17 protein-coding genes are annotated in these 22,575 nt (G+C 58.8%); 16 read left to right on the top strand and 1 reads right to left on the bottom strand.

Annotation, left to right across the window (positions count from 1 at the left end; genetic code table 11):
* The first annotated feature begins 64 nt into the window (after positions 1-64).
* The 16 genes from fdnG (at position 65) to HMPREF9166_RS06320 (ending at position 21,272) form a co-directional block, all read left to right on the top strand.
* Positions 65-3,085 carry a formate dehydrogenase-N subunit alpha gene (gene fdnG / locus HMPREF9166_RS06390; protein ID WP_009753175.1) on the top strand — a complete coding sequence of 1,007 codons (3,021 nt, stop codon included), beginning with the start codon at positions 65-67 and terminating at the stop codon, positions 3,083-3,085.
* A 90-nt stretch (positions 3,086-3,175) separates the two neighbouring features.
* The gene (locus HMPREF9166_RS06385) at positions 3,176-4,048 is read left to right on the top strand and encodes a formate dehydrogenase accessory protein FdhE (RefSeq protein WP_039981133.1); all 873 of its coding nucleotides are present in this window, start codon (positions 3,176-3,178) and stop codon (positions 4,046-4,048) included.
* Positions 4,049-4,079: 31 nt separating this feature from the next.
* A complete protein-coding gene (locus HMPREF9166_RS06380; protein ID WP_009753173.1) occupies positions 4,080-4,895 on the top strand; it encodes a 4Fe-4S dicluster domain-containing protein in 816 nt (271 codons plus the stop codon).
* A gap of 5 nt (positions 4,896-4,900) precedes the next feature.
* Positions 4,901-5,599, top strand: coding sequence for a formate dehydrogenase subunit gamma (locus HMPREF9166_RS06375; protein ID WP_009753172.1), 699 nt, complete (start codon positions 4,901-4,903; stop codon positions 5,597-5,599).
* Between the two features lie 164 nt (positions 5,600-5,763).
* A complete protein-coding gene (locus HMPREF9166_RS06370) occupies positions 5,764-7,761 on the top strand; it encodes a penicillin-binding protein (protein ID WP_009753171.1) in 1,998 nt (665 codons plus the stop codon).
* Between the two features lie 39 nt (positions 7,762-7,800).
* Entirely contained in the window at positions 7,801-7,926 is a 126-nt protein-coding gene (locus HMPREF9166_RS12950) for a secretion protein HlyD (protein ID WP_071586095.1), read from the top strand.
* 157 nt (positions 7,927-8,083) lie between these two features.
* A complete protein-coding gene (gene cysK, locus HMPREF9166_RS06365) occupies positions 8,084-9,019 on the top strand; it encodes a cysteine synthase A (protein WP_009753170.1) in 936 nt (311 codons plus the stop codon).
* Positions 9,020-9,461: 442 nt separating this feature from the next.
* Positions 9,462-11,597, top strand: a complete 2,136-nt coding sequence (locus HMPREF9166_RS06360) for a GAF domain-containing protein (RefSeq protein WP_009753169.1) — start codon at positions 9,462-9,464, stop codon at positions 11,595-11,597.
* Entirely contained in the window at positions 11,594-12,499 is a 906-nt protein-coding gene (locus HMPREF9166_RS06355) for a hypothetical protein (RefSeq protein WP_009753168.1), read from the top strand. The genes HMPREF9166_RS06360 and HMPREF9166_RS06355 overlap by 4 nt, the downstream gene beginning before the upstream one ends.
* Positions 12,492-14,315, top strand: coding sequence for a DUF2194 domain-containing protein (locus tag HMPREF9166_RS06350; protein ID WP_039981131.1), 1,824 nt, complete (start codon positions 12,492-12,494; stop codon positions 14,313-14,315). The genes HMPREF9166_RS06355 and HMPREF9166_RS06350 overlap by 8 nt, the downstream gene beginning before the upstream one ends.
* Positions 14,315-15,757 carry a GT4 family glycosyltransferase PelF gene (gene pelF / locus HMPREF9166_RS06345; RefSeq protein WP_009753166.1) on the top strand — a complete coding sequence of 481 codons (1,443 nt, stop codon included), beginning with the start codon at positions 14,315-14,317 and terminating at the stop codon, positions 15,755-15,757. The genes HMPREF9166_RS06350 and pelF overlap by 1 nt, the downstream gene beginning before the upstream one ends.
* Positions 15,738-17,210, top strand: coding sequence for an exopolysaccharide Pel transporter PelG (gene pelG / locus HMPREF9166_RS06340; protein ID WP_009753165.1), 1,473 nt, complete (start codon positions 15,738-15,740; stop codon positions 17,208-17,210). The genes pelF and pelG overlap by 20 nt, the downstream gene beginning before the upstream one ends.
* A complete protein-coding gene (locus HMPREF9166_RS06335; RefSeq protein WP_009753164.1) occupies positions 17,207-19,231 on the top strand; it encodes a hypothetical protein in 2,025 nt (674 codons plus the stop codon). The genes pelG and HMPREF9166_RS06335 overlap by 4 nt, the downstream gene beginning before the upstream one ends.
* Before the next feature lie 24 nt (positions 19,232-19,255).
* Complete coding sequence (locus tag HMPREF9166_RS06330; RefSeq protein ID WP_009753163.1) at positions 19,256-20,257, top strand: endo alpha-1,4 polygalactosaminidase; 1,002 nt, start codon at positions 19,256-19,258, stop codon at positions 20,255-20,257.
* 345 nt (positions 20,258-20,602) lie between these two features.
* Complete coding sequence (locus HMPREF9166_RS06325; protein WP_009753162.1) at positions 20,603-20,821, top strand: type II toxin-antitoxin system MqsR family toxin; 219 nt, start codon at positions 20,603-20,605, stop codon at positions 20,819-20,821.
* A 16-nt stretch (positions 20,822-20,837) separates the two neighbouring features.
* The gene (locus HMPREF9166_RS06320; RefSeq protein WP_009753161.1) at positions 20,838-21,272 is read left to right on the top strand and encodes a type II toxin-antitoxin system MqsA family antitoxin; all 435 of its coding nucleotides are present in this window, start codon (positions 20,838-20,840) and stop codon (positions 21,270-21,272) included.
* 67 nt (positions 21,273-21,339) lie between these two features.
* Here the strand turns inward: HMPREF9166_RS06320 and HMPREF9166_RS06315 are convergent, their stop codons facing one another.
* Positions 21,340-22,509, bottom strand: a complete 1,170-nt coding sequence (locus HMPREF9166_RS06315) for a MalY/PatB family protein (RefSeq protein ID WP_009753160.1) — start codon at positions 22,507-22,509, stop codon at positions 21,340-21,342.
* Positions 22,510-22,575 lie beyond the last annotated feature (66 nt).

The following is a 22,575-nucleotide window of genomic DNA, read 5'->3' as shown; positions in this document are numbered from 1 at the left end:
GTTTCATATAGAAGTTTAGGAGAGCCTGTCGGCGGAATCCCGCCGATACGAAAGGAGAATCACGATGAACCTTAGCAGACGTGACTTTTTGAAAGCCACCGGGCTAAGCGGCGTCGGGCTGGCACTCGCCAGTCTCGGACTTGACGTCGCAACGGTCTCGGCGGCGGCAAAAGAGTACAAGCTGACAGGCGGTCGCGAATTTACCTCCGTCTGCCACTTCTGCGGCTGCGGCTGCGGAACGATCGGCTACGTCAAGGACGGCAAGCTGATCAACCTCGAAGGAGCGGCAGACAACCCCGTCAATCGCGGCGGCCTGTGCCCGAAGGGAATCGGCTATGGTCACATCCCGAACGCGGAGCTGCGTCCGAAGTGCCCGATGTACCGTGCACCCGGCAGCGACCATTGGGAGGAGATCAGCTGGGAGGAGGCCATCGACCGCTCTGCGCGTGCCATGAAGAAGGCGCGTGATGAGAACTGGATCGGGCAGGACGAGGCGAACGGCTACAAGTTCATGAGCAACCGTACGGATGCCATCGGTTTTGTCGGCGGATCGCAGGTCAACAACGAGGAGTGCTATCAGCTCATCAAGATGGCGCGTGCGCTCGGTGTTGTCTACATCGACAACCAGACGCGTGTCTGCCATGCGACGACGCCGCCGGCGCTGAACGCCGCCTTTGGACGCGGCGCGATGACGGGCTCATGGTACAACCTCAAGAAGGCAAAGCTGGTCTGGATCGAGGGCTCGAACCTCGCAGAATGCCATCCGCTCGCGATGAAGCGCGTCATGGAGGCAAAGGACAACGGAGCCACCATCGTTCACGTAGACGTACGCTATACACGCACCTCGCGCGTTGCCGATCATTTCTTCCAGCTGCGTCCCGGCACAGATATCGTTTTCCTTGGAGCACTTATCAACTATATTATTCAGAACAAAAAGTACGATGCCGACTATCTGCGCCGCAACACGAATGCCTACTGCCTGCTGCGTGATGACTACAAATTCGACGCAGGCATCTTCTCCGGCTACAACGAGAAGACGCGTACGTACAACAAGGAGACGTGGGGCTACAAGGTCGACGCGAACGGCAAGCCGGTAAAGGCTCTGTCGATGTCGGAGCCGGGCACGGTCATGGATCGCCTCGCAACGCATTTCTCGCGCTATACGTTCGAGAAGGCCTCGGCGATCACGGGCATGCCCGTCGCGGACATCAAGAAGGCGGCAGAGCTCTTCTCGAGCATTACGCCGACGGTCATGATGTACGCCCTCGGCATGACGCAGCACACGATCGGCGTGGAGAACATCCGCTGCTTTACGATCATCCAGCTGCTCATGGGCAACATCGGTGTCTCAGGCGGCGGCATTGACGCTCTGCGCGGGCAGCCGAACGTCCAGTCCTCGACGGACTACGGCATCATGTTCCAGTACTACCCATCCTACCTCTCGTATCCGACGCATACGGACGATACACTTGCAAAGTGGACACACCACAACGGTACGTTCCGTGCGAAGTTCCTCAAGAACCTTCTCAAGGCGTGGTTCGGCGATGCGGCAAATGCAGGAAATGACTACCTGTTCAATGCACTGCCGATCCGCAACGGCACGCACAACGACTCCATGTACGTCATGTTCGAGAAGGCGATCGAGGGGCAGATCAAGTGCCTGTACGTCTGCGGACAGAACCCGCAGATGACGAACGCGAACCTCACGATCGTCAACAAGGGGCTCAAGGGCGTCCGTACGCTCATCGTGCAGGATGTCTTCGTCAACGAAACGGCGGCGTTCTGGGAGCGTCCGGGCGACAACCCTGCCGACATCCAGACCGAGGTCATCTTCATGCCGGCGGCCTCCTACCTCGAGCGCTGCGGCACGATGACGAACTCCATGCGCATGATCCAGTGGCGCATGAAGGGCCCCGATCCCACGCACGACTCGCGTCCGGACTACTGGATCTGCGACAAGCTCTGGAAGCGCATCGTGGAGCTCTACAAGGACTCGACCGACCCGAAGGACAACACGATCAAGCTCCTCACATGGAACTACGGCGATCCCGAGGCGAACGGCGAGGCGTATGTCGAGAACATCATGAAGGAGTGCAACGGCTACGACCTGAAGGACGGACATCTCCTGCGCGGCATCCGCGAGATCCGCGACGACGGCACGACGATGGCGGGCATGTGGATCTTCACGGGCATCTACGGTGACGGTGTCCACATGGCAAAGCGCCGCGGACAGGAAGACAACGGCAACATGGGCATCTTCCCGAACTACGCATGGACGTGGCCCGACAACATTCACATGCTCTACAACCGTGCGTCCTGCGACGAGAACGGCAAGCCGACCCGCCCCGATCAGGCACTTGTCTGGTGGGATGAGGCCAAGGGCATCTGGGATGGCTACGACGTCCCGGACGTCGGCGATCGCACACAGGGACCCAACACCCCGGGCGGACAGAAACCGTTCCGTATGAACGGTGAGGGCATTGGCCGCCTCTTCGCCGCCGAGTACAGCGACGTGGAGAGCGGCGAGACGCGCGATCACTCCTACGTCCCCGTGGACGGCCCGCTGCCGGAGTTCTATGAGCCTGTCGAGAGCCCGACGAAGAACATGATGAACGAGGGGCAGAAGGCGCAGTTCAACCCCTGCGTTATCTATCCGCGTGTCCCCGAACTGCAGAAGATCGGCACGCCGGATGAGTACCCCTACGTCCTCTGCACATCGAGCCTGACGGAGCACTGGTGCTCGGGCACGATCACGCGCAACATCCCGTACCTCAACGAGCTCGTCAAGGAACCGTTCGTCGAGATCTCGGAGCAGCTCGCTGCAAAACTCGGCGTTCGCCCGGGCGATCTCGTCCGCGTCAGCACGACGCGCGCTGCGATCCAGGTCAAGGCAATGGTCACGAAGCGCGCGCAGCCGCTAACGATCAACGGCGTGGAGACGCACATGATCTGGATGCCCTACAACTGGGGCTTCAAGGGGCTCTCGACGGGTCCTTCCGGCAACTATCTGACCATCGACGCACTCGATCCGAACGTGCAGGAGCAGGAGTTCAAGGCCTGCCTCGCCAACGTCGAACGCGTGTAAGTTCCCCGCGGTACGCCGCGTATGGGGGCTGACCGCCGAACGAACATTCACAACAACGAACGTCTGAAAAGACGAGGAGAACCCCTTTTTATGAAATCGAAGAACACCGATCCGATGAGGCGCTTCCTGAAGAAGCATCCGTTCCTCGCCGAGACTGAGCGCGTCCATCGCCTCGTCGACGCGGCGGTCGGTACGCCGGAGCCCATACAGCTCCCCGCGCGTGCCGTCACGAAGACGGTCGCGGAGAAGCTGCCGATCCTGAAGCAGGAGACATATCGCAAACGCATGGTGCGTGCGGTCTACCTCATGCAGGAGGACGTCTTTGCTCGCATCGCCGAAGCGGATGTGCCGCCCCTCATGCAGGAGTCGGCGCGCGGCTATCTCGCCGCGCTGAAGCCCCTGCGCAAGGCGGCAAAGGAAGAATTCATCATTGCCGTGCTCACACAGGACAAGAAGACGTTTGCAGCACTCTGCCAGCGCTATGACCTGAACGAGGGCTTTATCCGCAGCACGATCTGGCGCATCATCGCCGCGCTCGTCCCTGCGGAGCTGAAGGATCCCACGATGTGGAATCCCGACCGCGACCGTCCGCGTTTCAGTGAGAACTACTGCCCCGTCTGCGGACGGCAGCCCGTCATCGCCGATCTCAGGAAGTACCGTCAGGGGCGCGCACGCGACCTCGTCTGCGGCGGCTGCGGCACGCGCTGGCACTATACGCGCGTCGGCTGCGTCTACTGCGGCAACACGGATCTCCAGAAGATGCACACGCTCGAGCCGGAGGACAGCGACATCATGCGCCTTGATGTCTGTGATGCCTGCCATCACTACATCAAGACCTATCGCGGCCCCGTCGACGACGATACGAGTGACTTCATCTATCGGCAGGACTGGGCAACGGTGCACCTTGACCTCCTCGCGGAGGAACAGGGACTTCAGAAAAAGGGCAATCCGATTCTGGAATAAAAGACAACAGATAAAAGGAGGAGAAAGCGTCATGACACAGGAAATCGCAATGCTGCATGATATGACGCGCTGCACAGCGTGTCGCGGCTGTATGGTTGCCTGCAAACAGTGGCATGATCTGCCGCCCGATATGAGTACGCCCTTCGAGGGACAGTACCAGTCGCATAAGGATCTGACCCCGACCGTCTTCACGCTCATCGAGATGAAAGAGCGCGTTGACGACAAGGGGAAGTTCCACTGGGACTTTTTCAAGAAGAACTGCTTCCACTGCGGCGACCCCGCCTGCGCGAAGGGCTGCCCGGAGAACGCAATTGACCGCAACGAGAACGGCACCGTCGTCATCAATCAGGACAAATGCGTCGGCTGCCACTACTGCGAGCACAACTGCCCATGGCACATTCCAAAGATCGACGATGTGAAGCATAAGTCGTACAAATGCGATCTCTGCTATGACCGCATTGCGCATGGCTATGAGACGACGGGCGAGGTGCTGAAGCCTGCCTGCGCCAAGACCTGTACCGCGCATGCGCTTGAGTTCGGCACGCTGGAGGAGATGAAGCAGCTCGCGGCGGAACGCGTGGATCTTGCACGCGCATCGCATCCCGATGCGAACATCTACAGCCCATCGGGCGTCGGCGGCACGCACATGATCTATGTCCTGCCGGAGAAGCCCGAGGTGTTCGGCCTCCCGGCGAACCCCGTGACCCCGGCATCGATTGATGTCTGGAAGGTGGGGCGCACCCTCACGAAGCTCGCCATCGGCGGCGCGGCTGCCGGCATCGTCGGTGCAATGGTGCTCCGCAAGATGGCAAGCGGCAGCAAGAATGACCAGCAGGGGAAGGAGTGAGCACAATGTTGATCGACAAAAAATACGTTCCGCGCCATGAAAAGGCGTTTGCCATGTGCCACTGGCTAAACGCATTTGCGTTCTTCATGCTCTTCCTCACGGCACTCCCGCTCTACACGGACACGTTCCGTTTCCTTTACAACATCTTCGGCGATAAGACGCTTATGTATGCGCACCGTGTGTTCGGCGTCATGTTCATCCTGACCCCGATCATCGGGTTCATCATCGCGCGCAAGGGCTACATCATCATGCTGAAGGAGATCTTCAGCTTCGGCAAGAAGGACATGGAATTCATGCAGAAATTCCCCCTTGAGCTGATGGGCAAAGATCCCCACATGCCCCCGCAGGGGTTCTACAACGGCGGCGAGAAGATGAACATCGCCCTGCAGCTTGCGCTGTCGGTCGTCATCGTCGTCACCGGTCTCATCCTCTGGATGGGTGACAGTATCCTGCCCGCGACGATCACGGCGTATGCCATCCCCGTCCACAGCATTGCGGCGGCAGTCTGCTTTGCCGCAGCGCTCGGGCATATCTATCTCGCGGCGGGCGTCAACCCCGACTCCCTGCACGGCATGACGGACGGCACGATCAAGGCATCGTACGCCGACCATCACCATGGTGCATGGGTGAACGAGCTCATCTCCGAGGGCATCGTTACGCGCGCGGAGATCAACGAGGCGGAAAAGGCAGAGGGAAACCACTGAGGCGTTTCCTCTCTGTTCCGTAATCCCTACGAAAGACACGGCTTTGCCTGCGCAGAGCCGTGTCTTTTTTTTCCCGCCCGTTTATGGTATCATGACAGAGTATATGGAGTAACGGTCTCTGTTGCCCGTAACACAATCGCAGTGCATCATGGGGAGATGGACAGATGAAAAATATTCGGTCGACCGTGCAGGGGCGCATCGGCTACGTCGCGCTCGTAATGATCGGCGTTCTCGTTATCTTGGTATTCCGCTATGCCTATCTGCAGATCGTGCAGGGGGATGCGCTCGCCCAGCGGATGCGCGACCAGAGCGGCTACGAGTTCCACATCCAGTCCCTGCGCGGGGCGATTCTCGACCGCGGCGGCAAGGAACTCGCCGTCAGCAGCATGACGAAATCCCTTTTCGTCGACCCAAACCACGTCTATGACACCCACAACCCCGAGGAGATCGCAAGTGATATTGCACCGCTTATCGGCCTCACGGAGCAGGACATCCTCGACGACATCGCGCGCGGCGGCGGATTCGTCTGGGTCAAGCGGCGGCTGGAGCACACGGAGTACGAGGCCGTGCGCGCCGTCATTCGTGAGAAGGGCTACAGCGACTGCCTCGGCTTTCAGAACGAGGCAAAGCGCTACTATCCGAACGACGCGCTCGCGGCGAACGTCATCGGCTTCGTCGGCACGGACGACGAGGGACTTGACGGCGTGGAGCAGGCACTTGACCCGCTCCTGAAAGGCGAGGTGCGCGAGGAGCGGCTCACCGTCGACGGACAGCGCCGCCCTATCCTCGACTCCATCTTTGCGGGACGGCGCGTCTACGGCAGCGACTACTGCAAGACCGTTTCACTGACCATTGACAGCACAATTCAGTTCATGGTCGAGCAGGAACTTGACCGTGCGATGGCGGAGAACAACCCCGACTCCATCACGGCGATCGTCATGGATCCAAAGACGGGCGAGATCCTCGCCATGGCATCACGCCCCTCCTACAACCCCAACCGCTTCTGGGAGTATCCGCAGGAGAACTGGAAGAATCGCGCCGTTGCCTTTATCTATGAGCCTGGCTCGACGTTTAAGGCCGTCATTGCGGGCGCGGCACTGCAGGAGGCCATCGTTACGCCGAATCAGGTCTTCTTTGACCCCGGCTACGTCATGGTCTCGGGACGACGCATCCAGAACTGGAGCAACGAAAGCTACGGCGCGGTCACCTTCACCGACATCGTAAAGAAGTCCCTCAACACGGGCTTTGCACAGGTGGGGCTCTCCCTCGGCGCGGAGAAGATGATGCACTACACTCGCGTCTTTGGTTTCGGCGAGCGCACGGGCATTGACCTCCCGGGCGAGGAGGAGGGCATCCTCTTCAGTGCGGATGATATGCGCGACTCGGATATCGCGACGACGGCGATCGGTCAGAGTATCGCCGTGACCCCACTGCAGCTCGTCACGGCCATGGCGGCCATCGCGAACGGCGGCACGCTCATGCACCCCTATATCGTGCGTGAGATTCGGAACCCCGACGGCTCTGTCTACGAGGAGCGCACACCGCGTGAGATACGGCGTGTGCTCGAACCGACCGTTGACCGCACGCTGATCGGGCTCTTGGAGCAGGTCGTCGCGAGCGGCGGCGGCATGAAGGCGGGAGTCAAGGGCTACCGCATCGCAGGCAAGACCGGTACGGCACAGAAGATCCGCCGTGAGACGGCGGGCTATCTTGAAGGCCGCTATATTGCCTCCTTCTGTGGCTTTGCGCCCGTCGAGGATCCGATCTTCACCGTCCTCGTCATGATTGACGATCCGCGCGGCGGAGACTTCTACGGCGGACAGATCGCCGCACCTGTCGCCTCGCGCATCTTTACCCAGCTCCTGCGCTATGCCCATGTCGAGCCGTCGAGCAACACCTTTGCCGAAACGACGAGCGAGAGGGAGAAGGGGCGCAGCGACGACGAAGAAAAGCGCATGGAAGCGGCCGCGACACCGCCCGAGGGCAAGGCTGTCGTGCCCGACTTTACGGGACTCTCCTTGCGCGAGGCGGCGCGCCTCGCCGAGCTGCGCGGACTTACCTTCGAGAGCGAGGGCACGGGTGCCGCCGTCAGCCAGAGCCTCAGCGTCAACGACATCGTCGACCAGGGCGAACGCGTCAAGGTCTACTTCCATCCGACATAAGGAATCGCTGATAAAATGAAGTCCGTCAGATTGGCGTAGATTTTTCGTCCGATTGAGGAGGCAAACCGGACGCATAGCCAAAGCTATGTGGAGGATTTGCCGACAAAAAGCGGGCAAAAAAGATGCGCTAAGATGGCGGTGCTGAATTTATCAGTGCTTCCATAAAAAACAACTCAAAATAGTACTGCTGTACGAAGCTGCAAATATCGTACAGCAGTCTTTTTTCATTTCCTCCCTTGACACAGTACTTGAAATCGTGTAAACTACAAACATAGCTTTTCGGTATGTTTGCTAATAATATAAAGATGAAGGAGACGATACAATGGGGAAGGTATATCAGAGTGTGACGGAGATCATCGGTCGCACGCCGCTTCTCGCGGCGAAGTCGTTCGCGAAGGCGCATGATCTCAAGGCGAATCTCCTCGTGAAGCTCGAGTATTTCAACCCGTCGGGCTCGGTGAAGGATCGTATTGCGGTTGCAATGGTTGAGCAGGCAGAGAAAGACGGCAGGATCGCGCCGGGGGCGACGCTGATCGAGCCGACGAGCGGCAACACAGGCATCGGTATCGCCTCGGTGGCGGCGGCGCGCGGCTACCGTGCGATTCTCACGATGCCGGAGACGATGAGCGTGGAGCGCCGCAACCTGCTGAAGGCATACGGCGCAGAGATTGTCCTCACGGAGGGGGCACAGGGGATGAAGGGCGCTATTGCGCGTGCAGAACAGCTGCAGAAGGAGATCCCGAATTCGTTCATCCCCTCGCAGTTCGAGAATCTCGCGAATCCTGCCGCGCACGAGCGGACGACGGGCCCCGAGATCTGGGCGGACACGGACGGCAAGGTGGATGTCTTTGTCGCCGGGGTCGGTACGGGCGGCACGGTGACGGGCACAGGCCGCTATTTGAAGCAGCAGAATCCCGCCGTATACATCGTCGCAGTGGAGCCGACGGACTCGCCCGTGCTCTCGGGCGGCAAGCCCGGCCCGCACAAACTGCAGGGACTCGGCGCGGGCTTCGTCCCCAACACGCTCGACACGAAGGTCTATGATGAGGTGATCCGCGTGTCGAATGACGATGCCTTTGTCTACGGGCGCGAGTTCGCTCGGCGCGAAGGCGCGTTGGTTGGCATCTCCTCAGGTGCAGCACTCGCAGCGGCGGTGGAGCTGGCAAAGCGTCCGGAGTATGAGGGTAAGACGATCGTCGCCCTCCTGCCCGATGGCGGTGACCGCTACCTCTCAACGGACCTCTTTGCAGGTAAGTAAAAAATTACTTCTTATTAGTCCTTCGTAAAAAATACGCAAAAGCATCTCTTATTACAAAAAATGACTGTAATAGGAGATGCTTTTTTCGATATATACCTTGGGATGTTTATCCCAGTGCTTTCTTCTTATGTGATAGAGCCTATTCTTTAGGTTGATACCGTGCGGGACACATCACAAAACATTGGAATATCGGGTGTTGAAGAAGGATTTGTGCGATATAAGACCAAGAGAGTGGAATTTATAATTTTGTTCCTGCTCTCTTTGTATTGTTTCTTAAGAAAATGCGATAAAATGTAGCTGCTGAAAATTCGGATCTTCATCGATATAGTTGCTATTTCCATATCGTGCCATTATTTGTTATTTGTTGTTTGGCGGAAATGGCATGGGTTGTATGGACTATCCCTTGGTGAGATGCCGACTGTCGCAAGAATAGGATGATGACATGAGTACATGGACAAAAAAGGCGATGTTCGTCGGGCTTCCACGCTATCTGGAGCAGCTGCTCGGTGCATGCTACGCAAAGGAGGGGTGGGAGCTCTATCGTTTTCGCGCGGTGGAGGGAGAACGTCCTCCGCAGGGGATTCACACGTATGACTGCGAGGTGGACAGTGCGGAGGCGGCACAGGTCTTTTCGGTTCAGAATCTGGATCTGCTCGTCTACCGACTGGAGCGCGATCCCTCCGTTGCGATGCGTCGTCTGGATGCGCTCCTGCGCATGGCGCAGGAGCGTGCGGTCAAGCAGGTTTTTCTGCTCTCCGACGACGAGGTGTTTGCCGCCGGGACGCAGCCGACGGAACGTGATGCGGTGAATCCACAGAATGCGGACGGCAGGCTTTTCGTACGGCTCGAAGAGCTCGGCATAGCGTATCGTGCACAGGGCGTTCCCGTCTCTGTCATCCGTCTTCCCGAGCTCTATGCTCCGGGGATGACGGCGGAGGATGGCCTGATCGGACACCTGTTCAGCATGGCGCTCACGGGGCGTTCTCTGCCGAAGTACGTCGCGCCCGCCGAGACGATGTGCGGGCTGGTCGATGCGCGTGACGCGGTCTATGCAATCTATCAGGCAACGGCGCGTGACTTTCATGAGCCATATCTCCACATTGCCCCCACAGAGGGGACGACGATGGAGGATCTCTATATGATCTGCGCGGACTTCTTCCCCTCGATGCATACGTCCGCCACCCCGCATCACCCGCACGGGATTGCCGTGCTTCGGAGCACGATAGCTTCGGAGCTGCTGGGCTGGCAGCCACGCCGCCCACTTGTCCCCGGGCTGCGCGAGACATGGGCGGCGATGAAGGCGGCGCGCGAGACGGCGCAGGCGGAGGGCATGGAGCACATCCGTCGGGCACAGCGTGCGCGCATCATGCGCACCGTCGTCCCCTTCGTGGAGAATATCGTCGGCGCACTCCTGACGCTCGGTGTGACGCATTTGCAGGGCGGAACGCCGGTCAATCCGATCATCTATGTGGACTTTGCCTTTATCTACATCAGCTGTATGGGGCTTCTCTACGGAAAGCAGCAGGCACTCCTTGCCGCCGGATTTTCACTCGTGATCCTCATCCGCTCGCTGCTCGGGCAGGGCTGGGATCTCGTGGCGCTCCTCTACAGCCCGCCGGAGTTCCTCCACTTTGTTTCCTACTTTTTTACCGCCGTGCTGACGGGCTACTTTGCCGATCGTGAGGCGTTCCGTCAGCGTGCGGATGGGCGGGTCAAGCGTCGTCTGCAGTACCGTGTCTCCTTCCTTGAGAATCTGTTCAAGGAGAGCGTCGCCATCAAGGATCGTCTCTACCGTCAGATCATCAATTCGGACGACAGCATCGGCCGCCTCTATCGCATCACCTCGCGTCTGGACTCGGTCGAGACAGAGAACCTCTATACGCAGACAGCAGCCGTGACGGCAGAAATCTTGAGCGTCAAGGATGTCGTGGTCTATGTGGTGGGTGAGGGTGGCTACTATCTGCGCCAGAAGGTACGTCTCGGCGACAGCACCTACGAGCTGCCGCGCTCGCTGCGCGTGGAGGATCATCCGTATCTGAAGCGGGTGCTCGAGGATCACGAGATATTTGTCAACCGCGACCTCATGAAGGGGGGCCCCGATCTCGCCGCACCGATTGTCCACGACGGCAGGGTCATTGCGGTGGTCCAGATTTATCATCTGGACTTCGAGCAGTGGAGCCTCTACGAGCAAAATCTGCTCTCGATTACGGCACGCCTGGTCGCGGGCTCGCTCGCGAATGCCTACGCATGGGAGAAGGAGACGGCCGACCGCAAGTATCTCGACGATACGCGCATCCTGCGTGCGGAGGAGTTCGATAAGGTGGTCGCGGAGTTCCGCGAGCGCCGTCGGCTGCAGCTGGACTATCCTGTCACGCTGCTCCCGATCCACATTCATCACATGAGTTATCGCGAGCTCGACCATAAGATCGCGAACAGCATTCGTGCCGAGGATGTGATCGGCGCGACAGAGAAAGGCGTCTCGCTGCTCCTCTCGGATGTTACGGGCAAGACGCTTGCCATGGTGCGGGAACGTCTCGCAAAGGTCGGGATTGAAACGGGGGAGAGTCAGTCACTATGATGAACGAGGGCCTTCCGGGCGGATGGATCTTCGTCGCCATATACCTCGTCGTGGTTCTCGTCTGTACCGTGCTCGAATGGCGTTATCGCGGGTGGATCTCGGCACTGTCCAAGGCTCTCGTCTCCCTTACCATACCGGTCGCGGGACTCGTGCTGCTGCTGCTCTACGAGCTGATCGGTCAGGTGCTCGGGCTCATGCGCCGTACAAGACCGGACGAAGAAGACGAGGATCTGAGCCTTTCGATCGATGATCCCACCTACAGCGGCGATATTGTGCCGCTGCGCGATACCTTTCTGCTCGATGATGCGAAGCTGAAGCGCAAGTTCTTCACCGATGCGATCAAGCAGAATGTGGTGGAGCGGCAGTCGATCCTGAACGAGGCAGTACACGACAGCGACCGTGAGATCGCCTACTATGCAGTGTCGCTCATGACGGCGCACATGGAGCAGCTGAACGAGGAGATCTATACCCTCGAGGAGCAGATCAAGCGCGGCGCGGACGACGACGCCCTGCTGGACGAGTACGTCAAGAAGGTGCGCGAGTTCCTCTTGCGTCAGTACGGCGACGAGGTGACGCGCGAGCAGCAGCGCACGCGCTACAGGGAGATGCTGCGTCTCCTCGCGGAGCGCCATCCCGAGCATCCCGCCTACCGAGCGGAGGAGATCCGTGAGCTGATTCACGGTGGACAGATGCTCGAGGCGGAGGCGTCCTGTCTGGAGATGCGGGAGCAGCACCCGAATGACGAGCTGCCGCTCCTCCTCCTGATGAATGTCTATCAGGCGTCGCATCGGCGGGAAAAGCTGCTGGAGATGATCAGCGCCCTGAAGAAGCTGCCGGTACGTCTCAGCAACGAGGCAATGCAGGCGATACGGTATTGGGATGGAGGTAGAGTGCATGAATAAGCGCAGTCTTTACATCCTCCTTTTCGTTTCGTTCTTCCTCGGATGTTTTTTCCAGTACAGCCGTCTCGACGGCTTCCTCCACCTCGGTGCACTCTCCAATCGTTTGCTCGGGAACCATACGGTGTATGACAAACCGTTCGACGGGGATATGCCGCAGGAGAAGTTCCTCATCCTCTACGATCCGACGGATGTGCTGAGCATGTATACGCGGCACAATGTGGAGAAGCTGCTGACGGAAAAGCGCAAGGCATACGAGAGCCATCCGATGGATGAGAGTGTCCCGCTCGATGATTCCTATACGGGCGTGGCGATTACGACGGGGCATCTCCAGCGGGTGACGATGCTGCCTGCAGTCATGGACTATGTGCGCGGCGGCGGAACGCTCCTTGCCATGCAGCGGATCTGGCAGGAGGACAAGGATGCGATCGATGCGTCACTGCTCGCGGATGTCGGCATTGCCGATGTGGGTACGGTGGAAGATGCGCTCGGGATCTATGTGGTCACGAACTTTCTCGTCGGGGCGAAGGGATTCAGCTTTAACGGCGGTGACAGCTACACGACACAGGTCAATCTGACGACACTCACGCCCGATGCCGAGGTGCAGATTGCCACGGCAGAGGGCGTGCCGCTCGTCTGGGAGAAAAGCCTTGGCGACGGCCATGTCTATATGTATAATGGGATGGAGCGCGACGACAAGACAAATCTCGGTATCTATATGGCAATGCTCGCGCACTGCGGAACGGATCCGATCTACCCCGTGGTCGGTGTCAAGATTTTCATCCTCGACGACTTCCCGGCACCGGTGCCCGATGGAGATTTCCCCCATATCTACAATGAGCTTGGCGTGGATACGGCGACATTCTACCGGAAAATCTGGTGGCCGTTCGTGCGCAAACTCGCAAAGGACGAGAACCTCCGCCTCTCGGGGGCGATCATCGAAAACTATAACGCACAGATCAAAGGCCCCTTCCATGCGCTCGGCGGACGTGCGGCGCGCGACGCGCTCATCATCTATGGCCGCGAGCTGATCGACATGGGTGGGGAGCTCGGGCTGCACGGCTACAATCATCAGCCGCTCGCGCCTGCGGGCTATGGTCAGGCAAAGCTCGACTATGTGCCGTGGGAGAGTCAGGCAGATATGATCGACTCCTTGACGGAGCTGCGCAGGTATATAAAATCCGTCTATCCGGACTATGATTTCCGCTACTATGTGCCGCCGTCGAACATCTCGAGCCCCGAGGGGATCGCTGTCGTGCGGCAGGTGTTTCCGGAGCTCATCGCGGTCTGTTCGCTTTACGACGGACTCGCGACGGATCATGCGTGGTATCAGGACTTTAACTACAAGGATGGCATCTACAATATCCCGCGCATCAGCTCGGGGAATGAGGACGATGAAGCGCAGTTTTGGGGCGAGATCACAGCGCTGAACTACATCGGCGTGTTCTCGCATTTCATCCACCCCGATGAGCTGTTCTACGCGGAGAGTGCCAACCAATCTTGGCATAGTATGTCGACGGGTCTGAAGTCGTTCATGCACCGCCTCAGTACGCGCTATCCGTGGCTGACGCCCGAGACGGTCTCGGACAGTATTCCCATTTTCTCGGATTACTACGACATGGATTACCGCGTCGTGCACGAGGAGAATGGGCTGCATATTTACTCCTGGGGCTACAGCGGGGAGCTGCGCTTCCTGCTGCGCACGGAGAAGGAGATCGACCATACGGACGGCTGTAAGACAGAGGCGGTGGAGGACGGTGTCTACATCGTCCGCGTGACGAAGCCCGAGGCACATATCTATTGGAAGGAGGAGCCCTGATGCGGATCTGTCTGCTGACGGAAGGCTCATATCCCTACGTTGTGGGCGGCGTATCGTCGTGGGTACAGATGCTCATGGAGGGGCTCCCGGAGTATGAGTTCGTCGTCTATTCGATCGGTGCGGAGGGGAAGGATCGCGGCAAGTTCAAGTACAAGCTGCCGAAGAACTGCATCAGCATCGAGGAGGTCTTTCTCGACGAGATCCTCGCCCTGCGCTCCTCGGATATGCTAGAGGGTATCCTCACGGGGCAGGAGCAGCAGACGCTCTATGAGTTCGTTCGCGGAAAACATACGGTGTCGATTGAGCATCTCGCGGAGATCTTTCGCCCCGGACGGTGGAAATCGCCGCTCGCGGTCTTTATGTCGAGCGATTTCTTCGATGTGATTGTACGCTTCTATCGGGAGGAATATCGAAATCTCCCGTTCACTGATTTTTTCTGGACGATGCGCTCGATGCTGCTGCCGCTCTTTTTCCTGCTGCAGCAGAAGCTGCCCGAGGCCGATGTCTATCACAGTGTGGCGACGGGATACTGCGGTGTGGTCGGCGGCATGGCGACGACGCTCAGCGGAAAGCCGTTTATGATTACGGAGCACGGTGTTTACTCGCGTGAGCGCGAGGCAGAGATCATCAAGAGTGACTGGGTGAAGACGGATTTCAAGGGCCTCTGGATCCAGTATTTTTATCATCTGGCGCGGATCGCCTATCGGTCGGCGCAGCGGGTCTATACGCTCTTTGAGCACAACGGCAGGATCGCCGTTGATCTCGGCTGTCCCGCAGACCGAATCCATATCGTGCCGAACGGCGTCCACATGGAGCGCTTTGCGCACATCGAGGAGCTGCGCGACCACGGCGGTGCGTTTCAGGTCGGTGCAGTCGTGCGCGTTGCGCCGATCAAGGATATCCTGACGCTCCTGCGTGCCTTTGCCATCGTTAAGCGCGAGATGCCCGAGGCGAAGCTCTGCATCATGGGCGGTCTGGAGGAGGATCCCGACTATGTGGCGGTCTGCTACCGTACGGTGAAGATGCTCGGTCTTGAGGATGTGGAGTTCACGGGGTCTGTGCCCGTCGCGGAGTACCTGCCGAAGATGGATGTGCTCGTGCTCTCCTCGATCAGCGAGGGGCAGCCGCTCGCTGTGCTCGAGGGGTTCTCGGCGCATCGTCCGTACGTGACAACGGATGTCGGCTGCTGCCGTGAGCTGATCTACGGCGACAGCAACGATACGCTCGGCACCGCCGGAGCGGTGGTCGCCCCGATGGATTTTGAGGCGATGGCATACGAGATTCTGCGCCTCGCGCGCGATTATGAGCTGCGCCGCTCCATGGCGGCGGTCGGCTTTGCGCGGACGAAGGCACACTATACCTACGAACAGTTTATTTCATCGTATCGGACTGCCTATCGTGAGGCAGCGGAGGAGGGATCCCATGGCGGGCGTCGGGTTTGAGCTGAAGCGGCTGTTCCGTGCGCGGACGGCGGCAGGACATCTCAAGGCGTACTCGTACTCCGCCATTGTGACGACGGGGCCGTTCGTCCTCCTCACGAGCATGGTACTCGCTGTGCAGCTGCTCTTCATCGCGTACGACGCAGGCGATGATGCCTCGGCGGTGTTCCTCGGGGCGGTGATCTATTCCTTCATCTTCTCGCAGCTGCTCTCCTCGGGCTTTACGATTGTACTGACGCGCTATCTCGCGGACTGCATCACGGTGCAGCACTATCGCGACGTGACGCCGTCCATGTTCGGCATGAGTGCAATTCTCCTTGCACTCGGGACGATTGCGGCGGTGATTTTCTTCTGGAACAAGCCGCTCGCCTTCGAGCTGAAACTGCTCTCTCATGTCTTTTTCTCGGAGCTGCTGCTGATCTGGGTGGGCGGGGTCTACCTGACGGCGGTTAAGAAGTTCAAGTATCTCATCCTCGGCTATCTCGTGGGCGTGCTTATCAGTCTCCTGCTGACCGTACTGTTCTTGGAAACGAGCTGGCTGCCGCCGACGGAGGGAGCGCTCCTATCCGTGGATGTGGGGATGGGCGTTCTCGCGCTCTTCTTCTTCCTCTATGTGACGAGCCGCTTCGGACTGCCGCGCGACGGGATGCTCTTTGCCTTTCTCCCCTATCTCGGGCGTCACGGACGCCTCTTCATCGGTGCGTTCGGCTATACGCTCGGCCTCTTTTTGCCGAACATCATTATATGGCAGGGGCCATGGGGCGCGCTCATCCACGGGACATTCCTCTATGCGCCGCGCTATGATGTGGTCGTCTTCTACGCACTGCTTTCGATTCTGCCGCTCATGACGATCTTTGTGGTCAAGGTGGAGACGCAGTTCTACGAGCGCTATGCCCACTACTTCGGAGCGATCACGCACGGCGGGAACCTGCACCTCATCGAGGACTCGCGCAAGGATCTGCTCTATTCCATGTGGTTCGAGATGCGGCAGGCGCTTGAGTTCCAGTTCGTCTTTACGCTGATCTTCCTCGCTCTTGGCAACTACATCCTCTCGTTTGCGGGGCTGGACTACAATGCGATCAATATGTACAACGTGATCCTCTTTGCGTCCTTCTTCGTCGGGACACTGCAGATCTTTATGATCATGCTGGAGTACTTTGACTTCCAGAAAGGCGTGTGGCGGATCGGCGCAATTGCCGCCGTCGGCAACATCGCCTTTGGCGTCGTCAGCTTCTGGCTCGGCGACAAGAGCTACGGTTTTGGCTTCTTCCTCGCATCGGCACTCGCCCTCGCCTACGGCGTGTGGCTGCTCCGATGCTTTTCCAACGGGATCAACTACTATGTGTTCTGTGCGCAGCCGGTGTTCTATCAGGCAGACGCGGGGATTTTTTGGACGATTGCCCATCTGCTGTACGGGGACAAGCTCCCCGATCTGGAAAGGATGGAGAAGGCATGAGTATGCTGAGACGGGCGCAGCGCCGCCGTGATCTCCTGCGGCGCACGACTGCGGCGGCGTGTACGCTCCTTTTTGCCATGACGGGGCATGAGGCCCTCGCGGGCAGCAACGATGCGCTGCACGATGTATACGGCTACTACTCGTATATGATGGATGTCAAGGATGAGATCGCCTCCTACCGTGCAGCAAAGGAGGCTCTCGCGCAGGCGAAGAAGGATCTCGCCGACGCACAGCAGAACCTCGCCGATGCCAAGGCAGGCGTGGCGGATGCCGCGGCGAATCTCACGCAGGCCAAGTCGAATCTGCACGATGCAGAGGAACAGCTGGCTGCGGTGAAGAACGCTCTTGCAGCAGCAGAGGCACTGAGCGCACAGCGTACGCAGGAGGCGATCGCGGCGCAGCAGGCGGAGGCGGACTACGCACCGACAGTCTATGCGCAGCGCGCACATGTGGAGGCGATAAGTGCACGGTATGATCGCATGGCAGCGGCGAGCGGTGACACGTCGGCTCCTTTGGGCAGCGCTGCCGAGAAGGATCGGGCGGCGGTGGTGGCGCGCGTCCTGAACGAGGTCGGCTACCAGCAGAACCGCGTCAACGATGCACAGGCCATGGTCAATGCTGCTCTCGCGGGTGCAGCACCGGCAGAGACGGCGGAGGGGACGTCGGATAGGAGCGCGATTGATGCGGCCTCCGCCGAGGTGGACGCCGCACAGTCCGAGCTGGATGCGATCGAGGACTATTTCTCTCAGCTGACGGCGGCACGTGAGGCGGCAGAGGATGCGGAGCGCGACGCGCGCGAGGCTGTTGCGGGCTATCAGCAAGATCTTGCTGACAGCACGACAAATCTCGCGGAGGCAACATCCTACGTGATGGATGCGGAGAACTATCTGCAGCAGGCCGCAGCGTGGGAGCGCGATGCCGTGCGCGATGAGGGCACGGCAGAACAGCAGCTCCGTGTCGCGCAGCATGATCTCAACTGCTTCGGTGAGGGGGCGGGCTGGCAGACCGGGGCAGAGTACTATGCGTGGCGCGGGGAGCGCGGCGGGCATCAGCTTTATCTGCCGCTCTCCTACTACAAGCGCACGCACCGCGGCAAGCAGAAGCTCGACTACGGGATTTCGACGGGCTATGTGAAGTCCGATACGGGCTTTGTAAACGGCGCGGTGTCGGGCTGGACGGATACCTCGCTGAGCCTGACCCTGCGCAACGAGAACCCCATCAACAGCGTTCGCTACGGATTCGGCCTCAGCATTCCGACGGGGCAGAGCCGCATTGGTGCAAAGGCGGTTGTGCCGGAGAGCCTTGCGCGCTTTACCGACTTTGGCGCAGGCTGGCAGTATATCCCGAGCATTGAGGTGCTGCATAAGATCACGGAGCAGGATCGTCTGATGGGACGAATGAGCTATACGATGCGCGGCGGCTACAACTACTCGCGCGAGGTGTGGGATGCCCATGTCTCACCCGGCAATATCTTTGCACAGGAGCTCGAGTATCTGCATACGGATGCGAAGAAAACCTACATGGTGCAGCTCTACCACAATTCGACAGGGAATGCCGTGCAGGACAGCATCGATACGGATGCTGGAACGATCACGGGGAAGAGCCACTACCGTGACGGCGACGACTGGGAGCTGCGCTTCTTCTACCATCGCGGTGTCACGAAAAAGGATGTGCTGCGCTGCTATACGATCCTCTCGCAGACGCAGGCGGGCACAGCCCCCGGCTCCTCGTCCATCGGGCGGCAGTACTACGGCATCGGCGTGCGGCATACGATCTCGAAACGCCTCACATGGCAGGTCATGGCGCACTATCAGAAGGTGAATTCGACCTACGATCCGCTGCGCACGGAGCTCAATACGGGCGGCGGGTTCAGCCGCCGCTCCCTGCTCGCGGAGCTCGCGTGTCGGATGAGCGACCGCAAGCAGCTCGTTTTGCAGGCGGAGCGGTATGTGCGCACGGATGAGGGGGGCGGCGGATACCACGGCTGGGGTATGACGCTCTGGTACAATGAGAGCCTCTGAGATAAGAGATCAGAAAGGGAGCTTATGGGCAAGGTAAAAAAGGGAATCGCAGCACTCCTCGTGGGAGCGGCAGGACTGTTCGGCGTGCATCAGGCACTCCCCTCGGCGGAGGGCGGACGTGAGCACGTCGTTCCGGAAACGGCGATGATCGACCTCACGGAGCAGCTCGGCAGCTATGCGCGCGAGCGACATCCGGGCTTTCTGCTCGTCGGCAACGGACCTGTGGGGCTGCTGGAGGTGACGAAGGACAACTCCGAGGAGAATGTCGCACGTCTCGTGCGTGCGCTCGACGGCATCCTGATGGAGTCCCGCTTCTATGACGGCTATGAGGAGAACGGCGACACGCCGGAGCGCAACGACGGCGATCTGGATGAATATCTCACCGCGATGCTCCGCAAGCCACTCATGGCAGGCAAGGCAGTCTTTACCCTCGACTATGTGAAGGGCAAGAGAATTCATGAGGTAGAGGAGCTCGGTGCGGAGCAGGGTTATGTCGCCGAGGCGGGCGACCGCCTGCTCGATGTGATTCCAAGGCGTCTGCCGATGAACGAGAACGCGGACGATGTTACGCAGCTGAAACAGGTGAAAAACTTCCTCTTCCTGCTGAACCCCGAGCACTTCCATGCGCGCGACGCCTATATCAACGCCCTTGCAGCAACGAACTACGACCTCCTCGTCGTCGATCTCTACTACGGCGACCGTCCGCTGACCCCGGCAGAGACTGCGCGGCTGAAGGTAAAGGCGAACGGCGGCAAGCGTCTTCTGCTCTCCTACATGAGCGTTGGGGAGGCGGCGGACTACCGTCCCTACTGGAAGGAAGAGTGGAACACAGAGCGTCCGCACTGGCTCGCCGAGCCGAATCCTGAGTGGCCGGGCAGCTACAAGGCTCGCTACTGGTCGAAGGAGTGGTGCGATATCCTCTATGGCAGCCCCGATGCCTATCTGGACATGATTATGGCAGCGGGCTTTGACGGTGCCTTCCTCGACGTGATGGATGCGTGGCAGTATTTCAAAGAAAACAAATAAACAAGTGACTTCCTCCGTCTGGGAGGAAGTCTTGTTTTTTACACCATAGTGGTGTAAAATGTAAGAGAGGAGGGAGGTCATTGGAGCATAAAACATATCCTGTGATGGATAAATACAAGCCTAGGGAATCGCTGATAAAATGAAGTCCGTCAGATTGGCGTAGATTTTTTCGTCCGAACAAGGAGGAAAACCGGACGCATAGCTAAAGCTATGTGGAGGATTTTCCGACGAAGTGCGGGCAAAAAAGATGCGCTAAGATGGCGGTGCTGAATTTATCAGTGCTTCCCTAGTTATGATCTTAGGAAGATTCAGCAAACTGGGTATTTTATTACGAGAACAGCGCTCATGTCAGCGGCAGAATTGGGATTTGATGCGGATGGGATTCGTGAAGTAATCGCCTCCATGGAGCAATCGCATTTCTATAAGTCCATGACCTCGAAGTATAACCACAAGGTTTGGCAGGATGTTTATCATGTGCCTTTTGGTGAATATTTACTATACATCAAGTTTACGGCAAACGATATTGTGTCGGACTTTTGGCTGCTGTCGTTTAAGGAAAAATGAAATGGAGTGAATTGCGATGAATCAAGATGATATGATGATTGACCCAGAGACGGGGGAAGAACTGCATCGTGATATTCGCCCGATGACATTCACGTACCAAGGGGAGAGCGTTACGGTGGATATGCCGGGGTGGTACTCAGCGGATGGGACACGGAGTGTGCACTCGTATGAGGATACAAAGGTGTCTGACCGTGCTCTGCACGTGATGAAGGCACGCGTGGAGGGGCTTCCTCTCCCGACGGAGATTCGATCCATTCGGAAGAAATTCGCACTGACGCAGGAGGAGGCAGGGACGATCCTCGGCGGCGGGGCACGGGCATTCCAGAAATATGAGTCCGGTGACATCCTGCCGAGCCGCACGATGGCAAACCTCCTGCTCCTCCTGCAGGAATATCCGCAGGGGCTTGAGACGCTGCGGGCACACCGCAGGGAACGCGAGAAGGTCAGCTGAATCAAAGAACGACACAAAAAGAGAAAACACAGCGATGATGCTGTGTTTTCTCTTTTTGTATGCTTATTTATCCGAATGCCTTGGCGAGATGTGCGAAACCCGTTTGGAGGGTACTGCGTGGGCAGGCAAGGTTCATGCGCTGGAAGCCGCTGCCGCCCGCACCGAAGATCGGGCCGTCGTCAAGCCAGAGGTTCGCCTCATGGATGACCTTCTCGTTGAGTTCCTTGTCCGAGAGACCGTAGGCGGAGAAGTCCATCCAGATCAGGTAGGTTCCCTCAGGCTCGATGAGCTTTACCTTCGGCAGATGCGCAGCGAGGTATTCCTTCGTAAAGGCGTAGTTCTCCTCGATGTAGGCGAGCAGTTCCTTCAGCCACGGAGCGCCGTGTTCGTATGCTGCTTTCGCGCCTGCGAGCCCGAGCGTGTTCGGCTCATCGTAGCCGGTACGGCTCAGTTCTTCCTTGAAGCGGCGGCGCAGGGATTCGTTACTGATGAAGATATTGGAAATCTGCAGTCCCGCAAGGTTGAACGTCTTGCTCGGGGAAGTGCAGGTGACGGTGATGGCGGCGGCGTCCGCGGAGAGAGAGGCAAAGGGAATGTGGCGGAAGCCGGGGCGCACGAACTCTTCGTGAATTTCGTCCGCGACGACAATGACGTGACGGCGCAGGCAGATGGCAGCGAGCTGTTCGAGCTCTGCGCGCGTCCATACACGCCCGACGGGGTTGTGCGGGCTGCAGAGGATGAACAGTTTTACCTTATGGTCGATGATCTTCTGCTCGAAATCCGCGAAGTCGATGCTGTAGCGTCCGTCAGCGAACTGCAGGGGGCTGTCGATGAGCGTGCGCCCGTTCTGGCGGATCATGCTCGCAAAGGGATAGTAGACGGGCTGCTGGATGATGACGGCCTCATTCGGTGCGGTATAGGCACGGATGGCGGTGGCGATGGCAAAGACGACGCCGGGTGTGATGACGAGCTCGTCGCGCTGCACCGTCCACGCGTGATGCGTACGGAACCAGTCGCGCAGGACGTTGAAGTAGTCGTCCTTGATCTGCGTATAGCCAAAGATGCCGTGTGCCGTGCGCGCCGCCAGGGCGTCAATGACGGGTACGGGCGCGCGAAAGTCCATATCCGCGACCCAGAACGGGAGGACATCCTTGGGGTAGCCGCGCTCAGCAGCAAAGTCGTATTTCAGACAGGACGTGCCGCGGCGGTCGATGATTTCGTCAAAATTGATGGACATAATGTTTTCTTTTCCTTCCTCTTTGGGGCAGACAGGGGAACGGTGCGGGGGGGGGGGGGACAGTGT

It is taken from the genome of Selenomonas sp. oral taxon 149 str. 67H29BP (assembly GCF_000146365.1).
GTDB classification, from domain to species: Bacteria; Bacillota; Negativicutes; order Selenomonadales; family Selenomonadaceae; genus Centipeda; species Centipeda felix.
Note: the sequence above shows the minus strand (reverse complement) of the source record. Positions and strands in the feature narration are given on the sequence as shown.